The sequence below is a fragment of the Bradyrhizobium sp. ORS 86 genome (assembly GCF_045571475.1).
GTDB lineage: Bacteria > Pseudomonadota > Alphaproteobacteria > Rhizobiales > Xanthobacteraceae > Bradyrhizobium.
The window spans coordinates 1760133-1779159 of sequence record NZ_CP120699.1 but is presented as its reverse complement, the minus strand read 5'-3'; the positions used below and the strand labels follow the sequence as shown (position 1 = coordinate 1779159).

At 63.0% G+C, this 19027-nt stretch carries 18 protein-coding genes and 1 pseudogene; 1 reads left to right on the top strand and 18 read right to left on the bottom strand.

Annotation, left to right across the window (positions count from 1 at the left end; translation table 11 throughout):
- Positions 1–40: 40 nt before the first annotated feature.
- From P6U25_RS08180 to P6U25_RS08165, 4 genes and pseudogenes are all read right to left on the bottom strand, one after another.
- Positions 41–1039, bottom strand: coding sequence for an ABC transporter permease subunit (locus tag P6U25_RS08180; protein WP_407150986.1), 999 nt, complete (start codon positions 1037–1039; stop codon positions 41–43).
- Positions 1036–2085, bottom strand: a complete 1050-nt coding sequence (locus tag P6U25_RS08175) for a sugar ABC transporter ATP-binding protein (protein WP_407152462.1) — start codon at positions 2083–2085, stop codon at positions 1036–1038. The genes P6U25_RS08180 and P6U25_RS08175 overlap by 4 nt, the downstream gene beginning before the upstream one ends.
- 15 nt (positions 2086–2100) lie before the next feature.
- Positions 2101–2481: pseudogene (locus tag P6U25_RS08170) on the bottom strand (ATP-binding cassette domain-containing protein); the annotation flags it as partial.
- Between the two features lie 91 nt (positions 2482–2572).
- Positions 2573–3355, bottom strand: coding sequence for a DeoR/GlpR family DNA-binding transcription regulator (locus P6U25_RS08165; RefSeq protein ID WP_407150985.1), 783 nt, complete (start codon positions 3353–3355; stop codon positions 2573–2575).
- Between the two features lie 195 nt (positions 3356–3550).
- Between P6U25_RS08165 and P6U25_RS08160 the strand changes: the two genes are divergently transcribed.
- Complete coding sequence (locus P6U25_RS08160) at positions 3551–5653, top strand: bifunctional rhamnulose-1-phosphate aldolase/short-chain dehydrogenase (RefSeq protein ID WP_407150984.1); 2103 nt, start codon at positions 3551–3553, stop codon at positions 5651–5653.
- Positions 5654–5830: 177 nt separating this feature from the next.
- Here P6U25_RS08160 and dhaK read toward each other — a convergent pair whose 3' ends face one another.
- The 14 genes from dhaK to nagA form a co-directional block, all read right to left on the bottom strand.
- A complete protein-coding gene (dhaK, locus tag P6U25_RS08155) occupies positions 5831–6814 on the bottom strand; it encodes a dihydroxyacetone kinase subunit DhaK (RefSeq protein WP_407150983.1) in 984 nt (327 codons plus the stop codon).
- Between the two features lie 36 nt (positions 6815–6850).
- A complete protein-coding gene (locus P6U25_RS08150) occupies positions 6851–7273 on the bottom strand; it encodes a hypothetical protein (protein WP_407150982.1) in 423 nt (140 codons plus the stop codon).
- Positions 7266–8885, bottom strand: a complete 1620-nt coding sequence (gene ptsP / locus P6U25_RS08145; protein WP_407150981.1) for a phosphoenolpyruvate--protein phosphotransferase — start codon at positions 8883–8885, stop codon at positions 7266–7268. The genes P6U25_RS08150 and ptsP overlap by 8 nt, the downstream gene beginning before the upstream one ends.
- 1 nt (position 8886) lies before the next feature.
- Positions 8887–9195 (bottom strand): HPr family phosphocarrier protein, encoded by a 309-nt coding sequence (locus tag P6U25_RS08140; protein WP_407150980.1) that lies wholly within the window; start codon positions 9193–9195, stop codon positions 8887–8889.
- A 25-nt stretch (positions 9196–9220) separates the two neighbouring features.
- Positions 9221–9613 (bottom strand): dihydroxyacetone kinase phosphoryl donor subunit DhaM, encoded by a 393-nt coding sequence (gene dhaM, locus P6U25_RS08135; RefSeq protein ID WP_407150979.1) that lies wholly within the window; start codon positions 9611–9613, stop codon positions 9221–9223.
- Positions 9610–10233, bottom strand: coding sequence for a dihydroxyacetone kinase subunit DhaL (gene dhaL, locus P6U25_RS08130; protein ID WP_407150978.1), 624 nt, complete (start codon positions 10231–10233; stop codon positions 9610–9612). Before dhaL ends, dhaM begins: the two co-directional genes overlap by 4 nt.
- A gap of 14 nt (positions 10234–10247) precedes the next feature.
- On the bottom strand, positions 10248–11273 hold the full coding sequence (locus P6U25_RS08125; RefSeq protein WP_407150977.1) for an ABC transporter ATP-binding protein: 1026 nt from the start codon (positions 11271–11273) through the stop codon (positions 10248–10250).
- Positions 11266–12363, bottom strand: a complete 1098-nt coding sequence (locus P6U25_RS08120; RefSeq protein ID WP_407150976.1) for an ABC transporter ATP-binding protein — start codon at positions 12361–12363, stop codon at positions 11266–11268. The genes P6U25_RS08125 and P6U25_RS08120 overlap by 8 nt, the downstream gene beginning before the upstream one ends.
- An 8-nt stretch (positions 12364–12371) precedes the next feature.
- Positions 12372–12500 carry a hypothetical protein gene (locus P6U25_RS08115; protein ID WP_407150975.1) on the bottom strand — a complete coding sequence of 43 codons (129 nt, stop codon included), beginning with the start codon at positions 12498–12500 and terminating at the stop codon, positions 12372–12374.
- A 68-nt stretch (positions 12501–12568) separates the two neighbouring features.
- Entirely contained in the window at positions 12569–13525 is a 957-nt protein-coding gene (locus tag P6U25_RS08110) for a carbohydrate ABC transporter permease (protein ID WP_407150974.1), read from the bottom strand.
- Positions 13522–14496, bottom strand: coding sequence for a carbohydrate ABC transporter permease (locus P6U25_RS08105; RefSeq protein WP_407150973.1), 975 nt, complete (start codon positions 14494–14496; stop codon positions 13522–13524). Before P6U25_RS08105 ends, P6U25_RS08110 begins: the two co-directional genes overlap by 4 nt.
- 68 nt (positions 14497–14564) lie before the next feature.
- Positions 14565–15923 (bottom strand): ABC transporter substrate-binding protein, encoded by a 1359-nt coding sequence (locus tag P6U25_RS08100; protein WP_407150972.1) that lies wholly within the window; start codon positions 15921–15923, stop codon positions 14565–14567.
- Positions 15924–16561: 638 nt separating this feature from the next.
- Entirely contained in the window at positions 16562–17764 is a 1203-nt protein-coding gene (locus P6U25_RS08095; RefSeq protein ID WP_407150971.1) for an aspartate kinase, read from the bottom strand.
- Positions 17765–18937 carry an N-acetylglucosamine-6-phosphate deacetylase gene (nagA, locus tag P6U25_RS08090; protein WP_407150970.1) on the bottom strand — a complete coding sequence of 391 codons (1173 nt, stop codon included), beginning with the start codon at positions 18935–18937 and terminating at the stop codon, positions 17765–17767.
- Between the last annotated feature and the right edge of the window lie 90 nt (positions 18938–19027).

Genomic DNA, 19027 nt, shown 5'->3' with positions numbered 1-19027 from the left:
TTGCTCAGCGGGACACGAGAGGCCGGCGCATTGAGGTCGATCATGTCCGTGCTCCCGCCGCCTGGAGCCGGTAGCGGTCCAGAGCAACCGCGACGATGATGACCAATCCCTTGATGATGTACTGCCAGATGTCGGAGATCCCGGCGAGGATGAGGCCGTTGGACAGCACGGCAATGATCAGGCCGCCGACCAGCGTGCCCCAGATCGAGCCGACGCCACCGACAAAGCTGGTGCCGCCGAGAATCACCGCGGCGATGGCGTCGAGTTCGTAGGACTGGCCGAGTTGAAGCCCGTTGGCGGCGTAGAGCCGGGCTGCCGACAACGCGCCACCGAGGCCTGCCAGCAGGCCGGAGACGCCATAGACGAAGAGCAGAACCAACGGCACCTTGATGCCAGTGAGCCGCGCGGCCTCGGCGTTGCCGCCGACTGCATAGATCCAGGTTCCGAGCACGGTGCGCGTGAGTACGAGCCACGAGATGACAACAACCGTGAGCGCGATGATGACGAGCCAGGGGATGCCGAGGAACGCGCCGTTACCCAGGACATCGAAAGGCAGAGAGGCATTGAAGACGGTGGTGTCGTTACCAAGCAGGCGCGCAATGCCGCGCACGGCCGTGAGCGAGCCCAGGGTGACGATGAAGGGCGGCAGCTTGACATAGGCGACGAGGAGCCCGTTGACGAGACCGAAGCAGAGGCCGGCCAGGATGGCAGCCGGCACGCCGAGCAGGCCGATATCAGGCATCAGGGAGACGATGACGGCGACCATGGCCGAGGCCGCCAGCACGGATCCGACCGACAGATCGATGCCGCCGGTGAGGATGACAAAGGTCATGCCGGCCGCCAGCACGATGTTGATCGACGACTGCTGCATGACGATCAACAAGTTGGTATCTGTCATGAAGCGTGGATTGACGAGCTGAAAGCCGACAGCCAGCAACACCAGGATCGGCAGCATGCCCAAGGCGGCAAAAGCCGTCTGGAAGCGCATCTGTCGCAGAGCCGCCGCCCGAGCGGTCGATGTTGTCGCTTTATTGCTCATGTTCCCGATGCTCCGGTCGCGAGCTCCATGATCGCTTCCTGACTGATCGGCTTGCCCTCGCAGACAGCCACCTCGCCGACGATCGCGCCGTCACGCATCACCAGCGCCCGGTCGGCGACGCCGATGACTTCAGGCAGCTCGCTGGAGATCATCAGGATCGCGATACCGTTCTTGGCGAGGTCGTCGATGATCCGATAGATTTCGGACTTGGCGCCGACATCGACGCCGCGCGTCGGCTCGTCCAGGATGACGACCTTCGGCTTCGTTTCAAGCAGGCGGGCGAGAAGCACCTTCTGCTGGTTGCCGCCAGACAGCGAGCCGACATTCACCTTGGTCGACTTGGTGCGGATGGACAGATCCGATACCGCCTGCACGGCCCGTCTGTCCCCGATCGCATAGTCGCGCCAGCCGAAACGGCTCGCGTCGCGCGACAACACACTCATGTTGACGTTGTCCGCGACCGACATGTCGAGGAAGACGCCGAGCTCTTTGCGGTCTTCGGTCAGATAGGTGATCCCCGCGTTCAGCGCCGCTGCGGGCGAGGAAATGTCGATCGGCTTGCCGTCGAGTTGCAATGAACCCGCCGTTTTGCGATCGGCGCCAAAGATCAGCCGCGCCAGTTCCGTGCGTCCCGAGCCGACAAGTCCCGACAGCGCGAGAACCTCGCCTTCATGCAAATCGAAGGAACAGTCCCGCACCAGCACGCCGTCGCATATGCCTCGCACCGCCAGAGCGACCGGGCGACGCGCGCCGGGCGGGCGATGATCCTTCTTGTAGAAAGCCGACAGGTCGCGCCCGACCATCATCGACACCAGACGCGAGGCGCTGAGCTCGCTGCGCTCCAGCGTGCCGACAAAACCGCCGTCGCGGAGCACACTGACGCGGTCAGCGAGTTCGTATACCTCCTCCATCCGATGACTGATATAGATGATGGCGATGCCTTGCGCCTTCAGGCCGGCAATGACCTCGAACAGACGGTCGGTTTCGCGCGACGTGAGAGATGTGGTCGGCTCATCCAGCACGATGATCCGCGCATCGGTCGACAACGCGCGCGCGATCTCGACCAACTGCCGCTCGCCGAGTGACAGCCGCGCTACCTTGGTACGCGGCGAAAACGAGACGCCGAGGCGATCGAGGATCGTTTCGGCGCGCGCCATGATCTTGCCGACATCCACGATGCCGAACCGCCGGGGCTCGTTGCCGAGGAAAATGTTCTGCGCGACGGTGAGGTTGGGCGCCAGCGACAGCTCCTGATAGATCACGGCGATGCCATTCGCCCGCGCCTTGATCGGATCTCCGGTCGCAACCAGCTTTCCGTCGATAAGGATCTCGCCGCCCGAATCCGGCCGATAGGCCCCCGACAACACCTTCATCAAGGTCGACTTGCCCGCGCCGTTCTCACCCATCAGCGCATGCAGCTCGCCGGGAAATGCGGTCAGGGAAACGCTCTTGAGCGCCTGCACCGGGCCGAACGTCTTGCTGATATCGCGCATGTCCAGCATGGGCTTGGACGTCGGCCTGGCGCTGGGCATGTCAGCCATCCTGTCCCGTCGCTCGCGCTATGCGCACGTTCACTCCGGCATTCTCCAGCATGCGGGCGGCTGCGTCGCTCAATGCCTCATCCGTGATCACAGTGCCGACGCGTGACAGCGGCAATGAGACATTGCGCGCATGGATTGAGAATTTCCGGCTGTCGGCCAGCACGATGATCTGGTCTGCGTTTTGGCTGAGCTCGACGATCGAGCGCACCATCAGCGGGTGCGACTCCAGCAGGCCCTCGGCCGCGATGCCCTGGGCACCGACGAAATATTTCGACGCGTAGAACTGCGGTACATGGTGCGGCGAATAGATCACCCGCGGCTCGCGGTGCAGATCGCCTCCCGCCACTGTCAGGCTGCAGCGCCCGTGGTCGCCGAGATAGCCGGCCAACGGCATCGAATTGGTGAAGAGGCGGATGTTGCGGTCGGCGAGCTTCACGCCGAGGTGGAAGCAGGTCGAGCCACCGTTGACGATGACAGTTTCGCCGTCCTGCACCATCGTGGCCGCGAGTTCGGCGATCTGCAGTTTGGCTTCGACCGCCAGGTCGCGGTTCTCGTCATAGGGGCGCGCGAAAGCAGTGCCCGCCTTCGACGCCACGTCAAGCGCCGAGACGCCGCCGTAGACCTTACGCGCGTTGCCCAATTCATCGATCTTGTCGATATCGCGCCGGACAGTCGCCGCTGAAACGCCGAGGCGCTCCTGCAATTCGCGCACTGACGCGAACGGGCGATCGCGCAGCAATTCCACGATCAGCCGCTGGCGGACCAAATCGTTCAATGAATTTCCTCCCGGCACCGCGCTTCAGCGTCTTGATCTAACTTACGCACCATTGGACAGAACGCAAGCAATTTTGATTGAAGACAATCATGATGCACCGCAATACGATTGAATTGCGTCTCCTTATGATTGACTTTTATCGCTGTTTGCCCTGAATGGATTTCGTCCATCGTCCGTGCCGCACAGGAGAATTCCATGTCAGACACACACGCTGCAGCCCGGCTCGCGAACCTTTGGGACGACGCCAAGGCGGCGGCGATGAGCGAGCCCGAGCGGCTCGTGTACCGCTCCAACATCCTCGGATCCGACAAACGCGTGACCAATTACGGAGGCGGCAATACTTCATCGAAGATCTGGCAGAAGGATCCGCTGACCGGCGAGCAAGTCGAAGTTCTGTGGGTCAAAGGCTCCGGCGGCGACAGCGCCACGATCAAACGCGACGGTTTCGCCACCCTGTACATGGATAGGCTGCGCGCGCTGAAACGCCTCTACCGAGGACTCGAGCATGAAGACGAGATGGTCGCCTATCTGCCGCACTGTACCTTCGATCTCAATCCCCGGGCGGCTTCCATCGACACGCCCTTGCACGCCTTCGTGCCAAAGCCCTTCGTCGACCATATGCATCCAGACGCAATCATCGCCATCGCGGCGGCGAAGGACTCCAGGATGCTTACGCAGCGGATCTTCGGCAACCGGATCGGCTGGTTGCCATGGAAACGGCCAGGCTTCGAGCTTGGCCTCTGGCTCGAAAAGTTCTGCCGAGAGAACCCCGACGCCAACGGCGTCGTGCTGGAAAGTCACGGGCTCTTCACCTGGGGCGATACGCCGAGGCAATGCTACGAGACGACCATTGCGACAATCAATCGAGCTATCCAGTGGTTCGAAGGCGAAACCGAGCGTAAGGCGGCCTTCGGCGGAGCGGCGGTCGCATCGCTGCCCGCAGAACAGCGGCGTGAAATCGCCGCGAGATTGATGCCGAAGATTCGCGGCATGATATCGGGCGGAAACTACAAGATCGGCCATTTCGACGATTCCGATGCTGTTCTGGAGTTCGTCAACTCCAACAACCTGCGGCCGCTGGCAGCCCTCGGTACGTCGTGCCCCGATCATTTCCTGCGCACAAAGATTCGACCACTGGTGATCGAGTTCGACCCGGCCAAACCCGATGTCGACGCTGTGCTTGCCCACCTCTCCAATTCGGTCGATGTCTATCGCGCGGACTACCAGGCCTATTACGACAGATGCAAACGCGCGGCTTCGCCAGCCATACGCGACCCAAACCCCGTGGTTTATCTGATGCCCGGCGTCGGCATGTTCACTTTCGCCGCCGACAAGGCGACGGCGCGCATTTCCAGCGAGTTCTACGTGAACGCGATCAATGTCATGCGCGGCGCTTCGGCCGTCTCCTCCTATGTCGGCCTGCCCGAGCAGGAAGCTTTCGACATCGAATACTGGTCGCTCGAGGAAGCCAAGCTGCAGCGCATGCCGAAGCCGAAATCGCTGGCAGGACGCATCGCGCTCGTCACCGGCGGCTCCGGCGGTATCGGCAGAGCGACCGCCACGCGGCTGCTGCGCGAAGGCGCCTGCGTTATCATCGCGGACATTGACGAGGCCTCGCTCGCGAAGGCCAACGAGGAACTCGGCGCCGCCTATGGCAAGGATTGCGTGCAGCCGGTGAAGCTCGATGTCACCGAGGAAAACGACGTCGCCGCTGCCTTCATCACCAGTGTTGTAGAGTTCGGCGGTATCGATATTGTGGTGTCCAATGCCGGCATCTCATCGTCCGCATCCATCGTGGACACCAAGCTTTCCATGTGGAACCGCAACCACGATATCCTAACGAAAGGCTATTTTCTGGTCTCGCGCGAAGCGTTCCGCTATTTCATACAGCAGCAGATCGGCGGCAATATCGTCTTCATCGCATCGAAAAACGGGCTCGCCGCCTCGCCCAATGCCGCCGCCTATTGTACGGCGAAGGCAGCCGAAATTCACCTCGCCCGCTGCCTGGCGCTCGAAGGCGCGGAGCATCAGATCCGAGTGAACACGGTAAATCCGGACGCAGTGCTGCGCGGCTCCAAGATATGGACCGGCGAATGGCGAGAGCAGCGTGCTGCCGCCTATTCGATGCACCCGGACGAGCTGGAAGAGCACTATCGCAAGCGGTCAATGCTCAAGCGCTCGGTGTTCCCGGAAGACATCGCGGAGGCCGTCTATTTCCTGGCTTCGGACATGTCGGCCAAATCGACCGGCAACATTATCAATGTCGACGCCGGCAACGCCCAGAGTTTCACGCGCTGACCGGTCACTCGCTGTCGCTCGCCATGCTCCGTCTGCATGCTCCAGACAAAAAGATGCCGTGCCCGAAGGACACGGCAAGTTTCAGGGAGGGTGAACCGGCACACTTCCGATGCATGCGTACGATCCTGATCGTCGGCAAGGCGCGATCTGAAAATCAGCAGCCGCGCATCGCAGCGGTCACCATTTCAATGCGGCCGTGCGCACGGGATGATCCCAGAGCGCAATGGTCTCGCTATCGAGCAGGCTCACGGTCAGCGAGCATCCGGCCATATCGAGCGAAGTGACGTAGCTGCCGACCAACGAGCGTGCGATGCGCAGGCCGCGCGCCTCCAGCATGCGGCGCGCCGCGTTGTACATCAGATAGAGCTCGATTGTCGGCGTCCCGCCAAATCCGTTAACGAGCAGGAGGGCCTCAGCCGCGTCGCGCACGTCGAGATCCTGAACGATGGCTGTGGTCATCTCGTCCGCGATCGCGTCGGCACGCGCCAGCTTGACGCGCCGACGTCCCGGTTCACCGTGAATACCGACCCCGATCTCCATCTCGTCCTCGCCAAGCGAAAACGTCGGCGTGCCCGCGGCCGGCACCGTGCAGCTCGTCAGTGCCACGCCCATCGAACGGGTTCGCGCATTGACGCGCTCGCCGAGTGCGACGCAACCCTCGAGGTCGAGACCCTTCTCGGCGGCGGCGCCGACGATCTTCTCGACGACCAGCGTGCCGGCGACGCCGCGGCGCCCGATGCTGTGCGTGGAGTTCTCGACCGCGACGTCATCGTCCGTGACGATGGTGGCGACGCGGCCGTCGGCGATCTCGGCCGCCATCTCGAAGTTCATGCGATCGCCCGCATAGTTCTTCACGATGAACAGCACGCCGGCATCGCCTGCGACGGCCTGCTCGGCCTCGACGATCTGGTCTGGCGTCGGCGAGGTGAACACCTGGCCTGGACAGGCCGCATCCAGCATGCCGTAGCCGACGAAGCCCGCATGCAGCGGCTCGTGTCCGCTGCCGCCGCCCGAGACCAGCGCGACCTTCCGCGGATTGAGTTCGCGGCGCCGGATGAATTTCCGCTCCGCGCCGAGCGTGACGAGCTCAGCATGCGCGGCCGCGAACCCATCGAGGCTTTCTGCAAGCACGTTGTCGACCGAATTGATGAATTTTTTCATTCTTTCCTCCCCTCTCCGTCTCTTTGCGCCCCGCGGCTATTTTTCCCGCATGATGGCAACGAGACGCCGCGCGAACTCCTGCAGCAGCGCATCCAGCTCGGCATTGCGCTTGGCACTGCCGAGCTCCGGCAAATGCAGCGTCAAGGTTCGCTCATGCGAGCCTTCGGTCAGCCGGCCGATCCGGCGCGGATGCGCGCGGGCGTAGGCGCGCAGGAAGGCGGCCTTGGCTTGCGGCGGAAAGTGGCAGACGTCGAAGATCGTGCTGAGATGCTGCACCGGGATCGGCACCGGATAGGCCGGATTGCTGATCTGGCTGACGAAGCTGCGGTTCTTGCCCATGGCGTGGGCAAGGCGAAGCCGCATGCCCGACGGGCGGCTCTCCAGCACCTCCTTGAAGATGCGCTTGTAAACCGCAACAGCGCCGGCTTCAGCCGGTTCATCGGTCGCCGTATCAGCCAAAGCTGCCTCCACTGCTCAGCCGATCCATGGTCTGCTTGATCTGCGCGAGCGCAGACGTGGTCACGGACAGCTCGCGCATGCCGCAGTTCAACAGCGCAGGCAGGCAGCGCGGGTCGCTCGCCATGTCGCCGCACAGGCTCACGCTGATTCCGGCGCGCCGCCCGCGCTCCGCGGTCCGCGCGATCAGTTCGAGCACGGCCGGATGCAGGGGATCCATCAAGGGGGCAAGAGCTCCATTGGAACGATCGCAGGCCAGCACATATTGCGCGAGATCGTTCGAGCCGATTGAGAAGAAGGCGGCCTCGAAGCTGTCGACCGCCAGAGCCGCCGCCGGGACCTCAACCATGATTCCCAGCTCCGGAAGCATCGCGGCAATGCCCTCGGCCTGCAAGCGCTGCACCGTGTCGGCGAACAGCTTCCGCCCCGCCTCGAGCTCGTCGGCGCAGGTGACCATCGGGAACATGACCTTGAGGTTGCCACGCACGGCCGCACGCGCCAAGGCGCGGAGCTGGACGGTAAAAATCTCGGGCCGCGTCAGGCACAGCCGCAAGCCGCGAACGCCAAGGAAGGGATTGGCCTCGCCGTCGATCGTAAATCCCGGCACCGGCTTGTCGCCGCCGGCATCGAAGGTGCGAATCGTGACCGGGCGCTGCCCGGCCCAACGCAAGACCGCATCATAGGCTGCGAACTGGGCCTCCTCGTCGGGCAGGCCGCCCCGCTCGGTGAGCAGAAACTCGGTTCGCATCAGCCCGATGCCGTCGGCATATTGCGCATCGGCATGCGCGAGATCGTCGACGTGCTGAATATTGATGAACAGCTTGATCCGCTCGCCGCGCCACAAGGCCGTCGGCCGCCGCAGGATCGCGCGGGCCGAGGCTCGGCTCTTGCGATGGATGTCGCGCCGTTTCTCGAACAGGCGGAGCTGCTCGGCGTTAGGATCGAGCTCGAGCGTTGCACCTTCCCCGTCGAGCAGCGCGATAGCTCCGAGTTCAGGCACGGCGCCGAGCTGCACCACCATGGGAATGCCGCGCGCACGCGCCAGCATTGCGACGTGGCTGGTCGGACTGCCGCGCAGCAGCGCGAGGCCTCCGCCACCGGACCAGTCGATCTCCAGGAATCGCGACGGCGGCAAGTCGTCGGCGCACACCACGGCGCCGCTCGGAATCGTCAGCACCTGAGCGCCGCCGCCGCGCAGGATCGTCATCACACGATCGCGCAGGTCGGCGAGGTCGGAGGAGCGCGCCTTCAGATATTCATCCTCGGCGGAATTGTAGTCCGCGATCTGCACGTCGAGCGCCGAACGCCACGCGACGTCTGCAGCATCGCCGCCGCCGATCGCCGCGAATATCCCTTCGATGAAATCCTCGTCCTCGAGCAGTGCGACCTGAAATTCGAGAATCTGCGCGGCCTCGCCGCCGGCCATCGCGGCAAGCTCAGCGATCTGCCCGCTCGCAGTGTCGATGGCCTTGCGAAGCGCGAGCGCTTCCTCGACCAGCGAACCCGCTATCCGCTCGCCGCTCGTATCCGCACCGACGCGGACGAACGGACCGTGGGCAAAGCCGATCGAGGCGGTCTTGCCGCGGTAGGCCAGTGCTGCGGCGCCGCCCTGCATGTTACGACACCTCGTCCGGGAAATCGGTTTCGATCAGCTTGACCACTGCCGCAACGGCCGCCTCCGCGTCACTGCCTGACGCCTTGATCTCGATCGTGCTGCCGTGCGCCGCACGCATCGCCATGATCTTGGCGACGCTCTTGGCATTGATCCACTCGGCCGCGCCTTCGACCCGGACAGAAATCTGTGCTTGGAACTTCTTAGCAAGCTTGGTCAGCTTGACCGCCGGGCGCGCATGCATTCCCACCGCGTGCACCAGCCGCACGTTGCCGCTGAAGATCTGTCCGTCCGCTTTATCCAGCATCGTCATATTCCATCATCGCTTCGCCGACGTCTCAGTCGGCAGAGAGTTCCTCGGCCACGGCTTTCACTTGGGCCAGTGTGCTGCCGCCCGCCGCCTCGGTCGCCGCCATCACGGCGCCCTCGACGATCGGCGCGTTGCACACGACAACGTGATCGCGCCGCGCGGGCTCCAGCATTTCGACGGCCATCTCGCTGTTCGTCTCGGCGCCACCGAGATCGACCAGGATCGCGACACCCTTGGCGGACCAGGCATCATTGATGGCGTCGATGATCGAGGGAACGCTGGTGCCGAGCCCGCCGTCGGGATTGCCGCCGCAGAAAGCGACCCTGACCTCGCTGCCGACCATCTGCCGTACCATGTCGGCGGTACCCTTGGCGATGTCCCGTGAATGCGAGACGATCACGATGCCCACGGTTTCACTCATTGCTTTGCCTCCAGGCTCGCGCACACCGCCTGCACAAGAACGCAGCTCGACCGCGCGCCGGGATCGACGTGTCCGATGCTGCGCGCTCCGAGGAACGAGGCCCGCCCCTTGGTCGCCAGCATCGGCGCGGTCCGCTCGACGGCCTCGTTCGCGGTAGCGCGAACCCGTTCGATCAGGTCCGGCTGGCCGGCCGCAGTCTTCAGTGTCTCCAGCACCGGGACGAGCACGTCGAGCATGGTCTTCTCGCCGGCGTGCGAGCGGCCGCGCGCGCTGACCGCGTTTACCGCGCTGCCAAAGACGTCGGCGAGATCCTCGGGCAGATGCTTGTCGTGCGAGAGCGCTTCGCCAGCCGCCAGAAACAAGCTGCCATAGAGTGGCCCGGAGGCGCCGCCGACCGTCATCACCAGCGTCTTGCCGATCATCTTCAGCGCCTCGTCGAGCGGCTGCGCCGAGATCGTATCGAGCTTGCCGAGCACAGCCTCCCAGCCGCGCTTCATGTTGGTGCCGTGGTCGCCATCGCCGATCGCCTGATCCAGGCTGGTCAGTTCCGGCGCGCTGGCGATGACCTGCTCGGCGGCCGCTCTGACCAGCGACTTGAATGTCTCGGCTTGTATCGACATCGCTAACAATCCTCTCAATGGGCCGGTGCAAGAACGCGCTGCCCTGCAGAATCGAAGCAGAGCGGGTGCATCAGATGCAATTCGACCTCCTGACCGGCCTGCAGCGGCTGATGCGGATCCGCAAGCGTCACCAATGTCTCACCCTTATAGTCCAGATGGACATGATTCTGCTCGCCGAGGTGCTCGACCCTGTGCACGCGACCAACCATCTGCCCGCCATTGCGCGCGCTGATCCGCAGGTGCTCGGTGCGGATGCCGACCGTCTCGGTTCCGGGCGGGATCGGGACGTCGGACAGGAGGCGGGCGGGCAGGAAGTTGATTTGAGGCGTGCCGAGACGCGAGGCGACATAGCTCGACGAGGGGCTTTCATAAATCTCCCGCGGCGTGCCGCACTGAAGCAACTGGCCATCCCTGATCACACCGATTCGGGACGCCATGGTCATGGCCTCGACCTGATCGTGGGTCACGTAGAGAATGGTGGCGCCGAGATCGAGCTGGATCCGCTTGAGCTCAAGACGAAGCTCGGAGCGAAGCTTGGCGTCCAGCGACGACAGCGGTTCGTCCATCAGATAGATCGAGGGATCGCGCACCAGCGCACGGCCGATCGCGACGCGCTGCATCTCGCCACCGGAGAGCCGGGTTGCGCGGTTGTTCAGCTTGCTTGTGATATGCAGCAGCTCCGCAGTCTGCTCGATGCGCTTGCGAATGACGGGCTCCGGCACGCGCCTCGCGGGCGAGCGCAGCGGAAACGCCAGATTGTCATAGACCGTCAAGTGCGGGTAGAGCGAATATTGCTGGAAGACGAACGCGATATCGCGCGACCCGGGCGGGTCACGGGTGACGTCGCGCCCGTCGATCATGATCGAGCCGCCGTCCGGTCTCTCCAGCCCCGTGATCAGCCGCAGCGTCGTGGTCTTGCCCGCGCCGCTCGATCCGAGCAACACCAGGAACTCGCCGTCGTTTACCGTCAGCGAGAGGTCGCGCACAGCCTCCACCGCGCCGAAGCGCTTGGTGATGTTGCGTAAGGCGACATCAGCCATGATGCACACTCCCGTCATCGGCGATCGGGATCGCAAGACCGCTACCGACGTCGAACAGCACCAGCCTGTCCAAGCTGAACGCGAGCCCAACCGTCTCGCCGATCCGCACCGACACGCTGGCAGGCAGCCGCGCGGCGACACGGCCGTGGGCGGTATCGACGGTGACGATCTGCGTGGTGCCGAGATACTCTGCACCGAACACCTCGCCACGGACGGCCGCCGCGTCGCTGAAGCGGATGTGCTCCGGGCGAACCCCGAGCGCCAGTGGCGCGGGCGCGCAATCCTGACGAATTTCCGGCACCGCAACGTGCGCATCGTGGAAGGCGATGGTCCGATCGCCGGACTTGAGGCCACCTTCGAAGCGCAGGAAGTTCATCGACGGCGAGCCGATGAAGTCGGCGACGAACATGCTCGCAGGCCGGTCGTAGATCTCCTGCGGTGAACCGATCTGCTCGACACATCCCTTGTTCATGACGGCGATTTGATCAGCCATCGACATCGCCTCGAGCTGGTCGTGCGTGACATAGACCGTGGTGGCGCCGATCCGCTCGTGCAAATCGCGGAGTTCGCTGCACATCAGATGGCGAAACTCGGCATCGAGCGCGCCGAGCGGCTCGTCCATCAGAAACGCCTTCGGCCGTCGCACCATGGCGCGGCCGAGCGCAACCCGCTGGCGGTCGCCGCCCGAGAGCTTCGATGTCTTGCTCGACAGCAGATGCTCTATCCGCAGCAATCGCGCCGTCTCCTGCACCCGCGTGGAGATCTCTGGCTTCGCCATACCCTGACACTTCAGGGGAAACGCGATGTTCTCCGCGACGTTCATATGCGGATAGAGCGCGAACAACTGGAACACGAAAGCGATGTCGCGGGCGGCGGCACGGCGGAACGTCACGTCCTCGCCATCGAGCAGAATCCTGCCCTCGGTCGGCAGCTCGAGACCCGCAATCATGCGTAGCGTGGTGGTCTTGCCGCAGCCGGACGGGCCAAGCATGGCAAAGAAGGCGCCGTCATCGATCGTGAAGTTCGAGCCGTGCACGGCCGTGAACTGATCGAACGACTTGCGCAGGTTTTCGACGCGGATTTGTGCCATGTCACCCTCTACTCCGGAAAATGGCTGACGATGACATAGCCGACCGTGCCGGCGAGGATCGTCACGAAGGAATAGCTGTAGAGATCCATGGAGAGCGGCTGCACCAGCATGATGATGCCGCCTCCGATCAGGGTCATTGTCGCGGTCTCCCAGGGCCCGCGACGGAACCAGCGGGACATTCCGCTTTTGGCAACAGCAGAACCGCTCATTTGCGCACAGCTCCGAAGGTGATGCCGCGCAGCAGATGCTTGCGGAGCAGCACGGTGAACAGGACGATCGGCACGACGAACAGCGTGGTCGCGGCGGCAACCGCCGGCCAGTCCTGTCCGCCCTCACCGATAATGAAGGGAATGAAGGGCGGCATGGTCTGCGCCTCGCCGCTGGTCAGCAGAACCGCGAAGGCGTATTCGTTCCACGAGAAGATCAGGCAAAAGATCGCGGTGGCGGCAATCCCCGTGACCGCCTGCGGCAACACCACCTTGCGCAGCGCCTGCAGCCGCGTGTAGCCGTCGACCAGGGCAGCTTCCTCATACTCGCGCGGAATCTCGTCGATGAACCCCTTGAGCAGCCAGACCGCGAGCGAGACGTTCACGGCGGTGTAAAGCAGGATCATGCCGAGCCTGGTGTCGGTCAGATTGAGCTGCCGATACATCAGATAGATCGGGATCGCGACCGCAACCGGCGGCATCATCCGCGTCGACAGGATGAAGAACAGGAGATCGTCCGCCAAGGGAATGCGGAAACGCGAGAAGGCGTAGGCCGCGAGCGTGCCGAGGAAGACCGCGAGGAACGTCGAGCCGAAGCCGATGATCAGCGAGTTGACGAAGCGCGGCACGACCTTGGACGGTCCTGCGATCACCATGTCGCGCTGGCGCACGAGCTTGTCATACCAGGTCTCCGGCGGCGGCAGCTTGGCGATGAAATCCGGCGTCTGGCGGGTGCGTACGGTGAACAGGTTGACATAGCCTTCCAGCGTCGGCTCGAAGATCACCTTGGGCGGATAGGCGATGGCGTCGCTCTGCGACTTGAACGCGGTGGCGACGATCCAGAGCAGCGGCAGGATCGTGATCACGGCGTAGAGGATGACGAGGCCGCCGGCCACGGCCTTCGAACGGGGCGATGCCTCGACGATGGAATGCGCGGTGGATGTGGCGACGGTCATCGTTGCTTCACCTTGTTGAGCGCTTTGACGTAGATGTTGGCGGCACCGAACACGGTGACGAACAGGATGATGGCGAGCGCGGACGAATAGCCAGTGCGCCATTTCTCGAAGGCGGCGCGCTTCAGCGTGATCGAGACGAGCTCCGTCGTCGACCCCGGTCCGCCGGAGGTCAGCAGGTTGACCATGTCGAACATCTTGAAGTTCTCGATCGCCCGGAACAGCACCGCCAGCATCAGGAACGGGACCGTCATCGGCAGCGTGATCGACCAGAACTGCCGCCAGGCTGAGGCGCGATCGACTTCGGCCGCCTCATAGAGGTAATCGGGAATGGAACGAAGCCCGGCCAGGCAGATCAGCATGACGTAGGGGGCCCACATCCAGGTGTCGACCAGCACGATGGTCCAGGGTGCAAGCGAGACCTGACCGGTCATGCTGAACGCGCTCGGCGGCACGCCTGTGAACAGGCTGATCAGATAATTGAACGGCCCGATCTGCGGCTGCAGCAGCAGGGTCCAGAAGTTGCCGACCACCGCCGGCGACAGCATCATCGGCAACAAGAGGATGGTGGTCCAGAAGCTGTGGCCACGGAACTGGCGATTGATCAGCAGCGCGAGGCCGAATCCGATGATCACCTCAAACGTGACCGACCAGATCACGAACTGCGCCGTAGTCTGCAATCGGAGCCAGACGTCTTCGTCGCCGAGAATATCGGTGAAATTGTCGAGGCCGACGAAGCGCAGCGGCAGATAGGACATGCTGAGATTGAGACTGGTGAAGGACAGCCGGATCATCCACACCAGCGGGAAGATGTTGATCGCCAGCAAGAGCGCGATCGTCGGTGCCACGAACAGCCAGGCGATGGCGCGGTCCGACAGGCCGCGCACGCGGCGCGTGGTCCGAGACCTCGCAGGCTCGCCCATGCCGGCGACCGTGGCATCATCAGGTTGAGAGATCGTGGTCATCTTGTCCATCTGCGGGCTGGGACGGTTTCCCCGAGACACTCCGCTCGGGGAAACCCGGTTCGGTCGATACGGCTCGTCTATTGTGATGCGACCTGCTTGCCCTGCTCCTTGAAGACCTTGGTCCAGTCCTTGACCAGCAGATCGAGGGCCTGCTGCGCCGTGCCCTTGTCGGCGACGACGTAGTCATGCACGCGCTTCTGCATGTCGAGCAGCAACTGCGCGTAGGACGGCTCGGCCCAGAAGTCCTTGACGATAGCCATCGACTCCAGGAATTGCGGCGCGAATGCCGCGCTCTTCGGGAAGTCCGGCGCGTCGACCACGGCCTTCAAGGCAGAGTAGCCGCCGAGTTGCCACCAGCGCTGCTGCACGGCGGGCTGCGCGAACCATTTGATGTAAGCGAGCGCGTCATCCTTGTGGTCGGAGGTCGCGACCACCGAGATGCCCTGCCCGCCGAGCTGGGTGAAATGCCCGCTCGGGCCAGCCGGGTTGACGAAGAAGCCGATCTTGTCGCCCCCGACATTCGGATCCTTGTAGAGGCCGGGGAAGAAGGCGAACCAATTCATCTGCATCGCCACCTGTCCGGACTTGAAGGCGTCGAGCCCCTCCTGCATGTAGGCGTTGGTCATGCCGGGCGCAGTGCAACACTTGTAGAGCTCCTTGTAGAACTCGAGCCCTTTGGTCGCCTCGGCCGAGTTGACGACGCCCTGCATCTGATACGGCTTCTTCGGGTTGTCGTAGCTGAAGCCGTAGTTGTAGAGCACGTTGGTCACGCCCATGGTGATGCCTTCGGAGCCGCGCTCGGTGAAGATGTAGGCGCCATAGACTTTCTTGCCGTCGATCTCGCGGCCCTGGAAGAACTCCGCGATCTGCTTCAACTCGTCGTAGGTCTTCGGCGGCGCCAGATCGCGGCCGTACTTGGCCTTGAACGCCGACTGGATCTCTGGCCGCGAGAACCAGTCCTTGCGATAGGTCCAGCCGACCGCGTCAGCCATTGCCGGCAGCGCCCAATAGTTCGTCGAATTCTTCGGCCACTGCGAATAACCGACCACCGTCGCCGGGACGAAGTCGTCCATCGAGATCTTCTCCCTGGCGAAGAAGTCGTTGAGCTTGACGTACCACTTGTTCTCGGCGGCGCCGCCGATCCACTGGCTGTCGCCGATGATCAGGTCGCAGAGCTTGCCGTGGGAGTTGAGCTCGTTGAGAAAGCGATCCGCATAGCTGGTCCAGGGGACGAACTCGTATTTCATCTCGATGCCGGATTGCTTGGTGAAGTCCTTGCCAAGCTCGACCAGCGCGTTGGCCGGATCCCATGCCGCCCAGCACAGCGTGAGCTGCTTGCCCTGGGCCGCAGCTTCGCCTCCGCCGAATACGCCCAGCAGCGCCGCCCCTAGAACCGTGGTGGCCGCCGAGCTTTTCAACCAATTGAATGTCCGCATATCCGTTTCCTCTCTCGTTGAAGCATCTAACCCGCTCGGCGCGCCCTGCCGGAACGACGCCAAGACCCTGAAACCGAGTTGAGGAGCGATGAGTGAAGGACGATATGGACCGCTTCCGGAGACGGCTCCGGAATGGCTTGGGCTCCTCCTACACATCGGCTCGATGCGCGATGTTTAGCTTTTCTATATCACTAAACGTATTACTAAATTTTTTTCGGCGTCAAGCGGGTTTCTCGCGCCCCGGCGAAATATTTGCGACGTTCGCGCGCGCAGGAGTTTGCTTCGACCGAAGCAATTCGGTCTATCTGAATAACAGAAGATTTAGACGGTTAGTGTCGTTACGATGTTTAGCAAACTACTTTACTGAACGTTCAACAAAGCGATTGTGAGCGAGCTTCGACTTGGCAGGCGCGTGCCACAAACGCCAAGCGCGGTGCGAAAGCTATCGCGGCGAAGCCCGCAGGGTGAAGGCGGATCGGTGCAACGAGCGATGGCTGGGAAGGCCACGCACGACCGAAGGGCGAAGCGTATCCAACACTACCTGAGCGAAGTGGAAGCGCTGATGGAAGGTCTGTTTGTCCGTCACCGCAATATTGGAGAGCAGAGCGTAAACGGAAGCAATCCCACACTTCTCGACGCTATGCCTGCTGGACAAGCGTATGCAGCGCCCTGACGGCGGCCTCCCGGCTCTCCACGGGGACAAACAGGCTGATCGAATGCGGCGACAACACGTACCTGTCGGGGACAATCCCGTGATGTCCGAGAACCTGCAATGCCCTGAACGGCAATTCCGACGAAACGGCGCCGACGCAAGTGAGGCTCACCGAGCTTGAAGCCTCGCGCTGCTTACGCAAATCCTTGACGTCCTCCAGCGTGCGCAACAGCGCGTCGAGCCACTCTGAATCCGAGGCCACGGTCATGCTGGTCTTTCCCATGGCGAAGCGTGAGGCGAGGAGCTGCGGCCACGACAGGCTGTTTTGCTTGAGATGCTGCGCGAATTTCTCAAAGCCGTGATTGAGATCGCTGCAATCGATCTCCACATGCTCGACCCGAGCCATCGAGTTGACGGCGAGAACCTTCCCGTTTTCCATGTCCGCAACCTCTTTCATCACTTCGGTGCTGTGTTCAATGCCACCCCACTGCTTGAGAACCAGTGGCACATCCTGAGTTTGCGCCAGCTCGACGCTGCGGAAATGCAGGATCTTTGCGCCCCAGAAGCACATCTCGGACAGGGATGCGAAGTCCACTTGCCGCAGCGGGATCGCATCCGGCACTATGCGCGGATCGGCCGAGCAAATGCCGTCGACCTCTTTGATGATTTCACAGCGCTCGGCTTTGAGCGCCGCGGCCATCGCAACGGCCGTGGTGTCGCTGCCGCCCCGGCCGAGCGTGGTGATTTCCCTCGTCGCCGGGTTCACGCCCTGAAATCCTGCCAGCACCACAACGCGCCCACGATCAAGCTCCTCACGCACCCGAATGGGCCGCACATCCAGAATGCGTGCCGAGGAATGCGAGTCATCGGTCATCACGCCGGCTTGGCTGCCGGTAAAGCTGATCGCGGGCACGCCGAGATCGGAAAGCGCCATGCTCATCAGGGACATGCTGATCCGCTCGCCGGTGGTCAGCAGCATGTCGAGTTCACGGCGATTGGGAGCAGGGCTCACCTTATAAGCCATCTGGATCAGTTGGTCGGTGGTCGTGCCCATGGCAGAGACGATCGCCACGACCCGATAACCACGGCCATGTAGCTCGGCGAGGCTGCTCGCCACCGCGCGAATTCTTGCCGGCGTTTCGAGACAGACACCGCCATATTTCTGCACGATGATGGGATGGCTACCCATCTAACCCTCGCTCGCCTCGCCCATCGAACCGACACTGCCTATCCATGTGTCGACGACTTCGAAGTTCGGATTGAAAGCGACAAGGTCCGCGCGGTAGCCGGGCGCGATCCGTCCAAGCTCGGAGTCAAGGCCGAGAAATGCCGCGGGCGTCCGAGAGGCCATGATGAGGGCATCGACGAGGGAGATTCCGAGCATTGCAACGGCGTTGCGCACCGCCTCGATCATGGTGAGGTGCGCGCCCGCGAGTGTGCCATCGGGTCCGGTCAGGCGATTTTCATGCAACGTGATCTGCCTTCCGTGCAGCATGAATTGCCGATCGCTCGTGCCCGCCAATGGCATGGCATCGGTAACCAGCATCAATCGGTCGCGCCCCTTGCAGCGGAAGGCAACACGCAAGCAGGCAGGGTCAACATGGATGCCGTCGCAGATGATCCCCGCAAACAGCCGGTCATCCCCGAGCGCGGCGCCCACGAAGCCCGGCTCGCGGGCATGCAACTGCGACATGGCATTGAACAGATGCGTCACCCCCGAGACGCCGCGATCGACCGCCAGCCTGATCTCGGCCGCGGTGGCGTCGCTGTGGCCGGCTGCGATACGCAATCCCACGCCGATCAATTCGTCGATCATGGCCGCGGGTACGCATTCCGGGGCCAAGGTCACAACGGACCGGCCGCACCCTCCAAAGCTTTTGATGGCGGCAAGATCCCGCCGATCGGGCACACGTATCTCGGCTTCGGGATGAATTCCCTTGCGAGCCCTGTTGAGGGCCGGACCTTCCAAATGAAAGCCGAGCACGCCGGGAATTCCAAGGCACGCCTGAGCTGCTGCAGCCAATCGCTCGATGACCTCGCTTCGATCCGTGATGAGGGTTGGCAAGCAGCCCGTGGTCCCCGCCTTGCGGTGCGCCGCGACGATGCACCGAACGCCGGCCTCCGTCGGCTGCTCGTTGAGAAGAACGCCCCCGCCTCCATTCACCTGAATGTCGATGAAGCCGGGTGCAAGGATCGCACCTGAAGGAAGCTCGATTGGCGCGCGCGGCTGTGCCCCCCCGAATGCAATGCTTTCGATCCGACCATTCAGAATCCTGACCGACCCCGGCCCGCGCATGGCGATACCGTCAAAAATTTGCGGCGCAGCAATCGTAAGAACGTCGGAAGAGGAGCAGTCGCCCATCAGCATTCATCCGAGAGTGGCAGTCACAGACCCGTGAGACGAGTGCCGTAACCTCAAATATTCCCCCATCTAGGCGTTGGGGGACCCGGA

Coding starts and splice junctions, on each gene's coding strand:
- P6U25_RS08160 (WP_407150984.1), top strand. CDS start 3,551: ATGTCAGACACACACGCTGCAGCCCGGCTCGCGAACCTTTGGGACGAC.
- P6U25_RS08110 (WP_407150974.1), bottom strand. CDS start 13,525: ATGACCGTCGCCACATCCACCGCGCATTCCATCGTCGAGGCATCGCCC.
- P6U25_RS08120 (WP_407150976.1), bottom strand. CDS start 12,363: ATGGCACAAATCCGCGTCGAAAACCTGCGCAAGTCGTTCGATCAGTTC.
- P6U25_RS08105 (WP_407150973.1), bottom strand. CDS start 14,496: ATGGACAAGATGACCACGATCTCTCAACCTGATGATGCCACGGTCGCC.
- dhaM (WP_407150979.1), bottom strand. CDS start 9,613: ATGAGTGAAACCGTGGGCATCGTGATCGTCTCGCATTCACGGGACATC.
- P6U25_RS08140 (WP_407150980.1), bottom strand. CDS start 9,195: ATGACGATGCTGGATAAAGCGGACGGACAGATCTTCAGCGGCAACGTG.
- P6U25_RS08125 (WP_407150977.1), bottom strand. CDS start 11,273: ATGGCTGATGTCGCCTTACGCAACATCACCAAGCGCTTCGGCGCGGTG.
- P6U25_RS08115 (WP_407150975.1), bottom strand. CDS start 12,500: ATGACCCTGATCGGAGGCGGCATCATCATGCTGGTGCAGCCGCTCTCC.
- ptsP (WP_407150981.1), bottom strand. CDS start 8,885: ATGCAGGGCGGCGCCGCAGCACTGGCCTACCGCGGCAAGACCGCCTCG.
- dhaL (WP_407150978.1), bottom strand. CDS start 10,233: ATGTCGATACAAGCCGAGACATTCAAGTCGCTGGTCAGAGCGGCCGCC.
- P6U25_RS08180 (WP_407150986.1), bottom strand. CDS start 1,039: ATGAGCAATAAAGCGACAACATCGACCGCTCGGGCGGCGGCTCTGCGA.
- nagA (WP_407150970.1), bottom strand. CDS start 18,937: ATGGGCGACTGCTCCTCTTCCGACGTTCTTACGATTGCTGCGCCGCAA.
- P6U25_RS08095 (WP_407150971.1), bottom strand. CDS start 17,764: ATGGGTAGCCATCCCATCATCGTGCAGAAATATGGCGGTGTCTGTCTC.
- dhaK (WP_407150983.1), bottom strand. CDS start 6,814: ATGAAAAAATTCATCAATTCGGTCGACAACGTGCTTGCAGAAAGCCTC.
- P6U25_RS08100 (WP_407150972.1), bottom strand. CDS start 15,923: ATGCGGACATTCAATTGGTTGAAAAGCTCGGCGGCCACCACGGTTCTA.